General features: G+C 74.0%; 2 protein-coding genes. Both read right to left on the bottom strand.

Annotated elements, in window-relative coordinates:
• The coding region (locus FNH08_RS48630; RefSeq protein WP_152778298.1) for a serine/threonine-protein kinase at positions 1-1,202 on the bottom strand (1,202 nt) is incomplete at its 3' end.
• A gap of 216 nt (positions 1,203-1,418) precedes the next feature.
• The coding region (locus FNH08_RS48635) for a methyltransferase (protein WP_152778300.1) at positions 1,419-2,654 on the bottom strand (1,236 nt) is incomplete at its 5' end.

The following is a 2,654-nucleotide window of genomic DNA, read 5'->3' on the forward strand; positions in this document are numbered from 1 at the left end:
GGCGTGGGCGGCGCCCCAGGTGTCGGCGGGCCCCCCGGCGTGTGTTGCGCTCCCGGGGCGCCAGGGGTGGTGGGGTGCGCGCCCGGCGTGCCCGGCGTGTGATGCGCCCCGGGCGTGCCCGGTGTGTGCGGTGCACCCGGTGTCGGGCCGCCTCCGGGTGCGGCCGCCACATACCCGGGCGGGGCGCTCGCCACGTACCCCGGCGGCGGGCCGAAGCCCCCTGGCGCGGGCGCCGGGGTGGGCGTGGGCGCGTGGCTGGGCATGGGCGCCGGGGTGCTGCCGGACGTGGGCGGCCAGGCGGGCGGCGTCGCACTGCCCGGCAGTGGCCCGCTCTCGGTGTCCACCACCCGCTCCAGACCGCGCGCCACGGCCTCCGGCGACAGCCTGCGCACCGGGTCCTTGATGAGCAACCCGTGCAGTACGGGCGCGAGTTCGCCCGCGCGGACCGGCGGCGCGGGCTCCTCGCCGAGGAGGGCCGTCAGGGTCGCGTACTCGCCGTGGCGGTCGAAGGGGCCGCGGCCCTCGACCGCCGCGTACAGCGTGGCGCCGAGCGAGAACAGGTCCGCGGCCGGTGTCGGTGGCTCGCCCCGTGCACGCTCCGGTGCCAGATACCCGGGTGTGCCGAGGATGCCGGCCGTGGCCGTGAGCCGTGGCTCGCGGGACTCCGGCTGGAGCGCGATGCCGTAGTCGGTGAGCAGCACGCGCGCGTGGGGGTCGCCCGAGGCGTCCGCCGCCAGAAGGATGTTGGCCGGTTTCACATCGCGGTGCAGGATGCCGATCCGGTGGCCCGCGGTGAGTGCGTCGAGGACGGCGAGCCCGATGCGCGCGACCTGTCGGGGCTCGAGCGGTCCCGAGTGCCGGACGACCGCATGGAGGTCGATCGCGTCCGGCACGTACTCCATGACGATCCAGGGCAGCCCCTCGTGCACCACCACGTCGTGCACCGTCGCCACGTGCGGATGGCCGCGCAGACGTGCCGCGTGCCTGGCCTCGCTGCGGGCTCGCGCGATCCTCTGAGCCGGCTCGGTGGCGTCCATCGGCAGGTCGGGCAGCGCGATCTCCTTCATGGAGACCTCGCAGGCCAACTCCTCGTCGTACGCGAGCCACACGCGGCCCATGCCGCCCGCGCCGAGCGTGCGCAGCAGCCGGTACCGGCCGCTGATGATCCTGTTTTGACCCTGGTCCGGTGTCTCCCCCGCCATCACGTCCCCCGATCCCCGAGACAGCGCGCCTCCCCCGAGGACGCGTGGAATCCGTCTCTTGAAAATAGCTTCGCACGCACCACTGACAGGAGACCTTTCGCGGAGCAATCCTGTCAGATCGGGCACATGTGAATCAGAGGTGCGGATGCGCACCATCCGCCGCGGGCAGAGGCCGACAACAGCGTGTGAGACACGTCACCCGGCGGACCCCGGGCCTCACCCGGCCGGTTCGAGGAAGCCCTGCTGCACCAGCAGCCGGATCTGCGCCGGGGTCCGGTCGCGCAGCAGCACCGGGTCCTCGCCGACCAGTTGCGCGATGGCGTCGAGGATCCGGCCCGCGCTCAGCGTGCCGTCGCACACCCCGGCGAAGCCCGCGCCGACCGTGTCCACTTTGGTGGCCCGGCGCATGCCACGGTTCTGCCTCAGCACCACGTGCTCGGGGTCCTCCGCGCCCGGCAGTCCGACCTGCTCCTGGACGACCTCCCGGGCGAGCCTGAAGTGCCCGGCGAGCAGGGCCGCGTCGTCGTGCCCGCGCAGGTAGTCGAGACGCTCGAAGTGCGCGCGCACGGTGTCGCCGAGCGGTTGTTCGACCGGATGCGGCCACTCCTCCACCGTGATCGACGGCTCGGCGGCACCGGTCCTCCGCAGGGCGATCCAGCCGAATCCGACGGCCCTGACCTTGCGTGCCTCGAACTCGTCGAGCCACGCGTCGTACCGCGCCTGGTACGCGACGGCGTCCGCACGGTGGTCGCCCGCGTCGCGCAGCCACAGTTCGGCGTACTGCGTGACGTCCTGCACCTCGCGCTGCACGATCCACGCGTCGCACCCGCGCGGCACCCAGGAGCGCAGGCGGTCCTGCCAGTCCTCGCCCTCCACGTGCTGCCAGTTGGCGAGGAACTGCGCGAACCCGCCCTCGTTCAGCCGCTCACCCGCCTGCCGCACCAGCGTGCGGCACAGGTCGTCCCCGCCCATGCCGCCGTCGCGGTAGGTGAGCCGGGCGCCGGGAGAGATCACGAAGGGCGGGTTGGACACGATCAGGTCGTACGTCTCGTCGTCCCGTACCGGCTCGAACAGCGAGCCCTCACGCAGGTCGGCCACCGGGGCACCGGACAGCGCGAGCGTGAGCGCTGTGATGTGCAGCGCGCGCGGGTTCACGTCGGTCGCGGTCACCCTGGTGGCGTGCCGCGTGGCGTGCAGGGCCTGGATCCCGGAGCCGGTGCCGAGGTCGAGCGCCGTGGTGACCGGGGTCCGTACGGTGATCCCGGCGAGCGTGGTGGACGCCCCGCCGACCCCGAGGACGACGCCCTCCTCACGGCTGCCGATACCGCCGGCCCCGCCGACCGCGCACCCCAGGTCGGACACGATGAACCAGTCCTCGCCGTCGGGCCCGCCGTAGGGCCGCACGTCGACGGTGGCCACGAGGTCGCCCCCCGCGCCTCCCCCGGTGTCCCC

The organism is Streptomyces spongiae (genome assembly GCF_009377185.1).
Classification (GTDB): Bacteria; Actinomycetota; Actinomycetes; order Streptomycetales; family Streptomycetaceae; genus Streptomyces; species Streptomyces spongiae.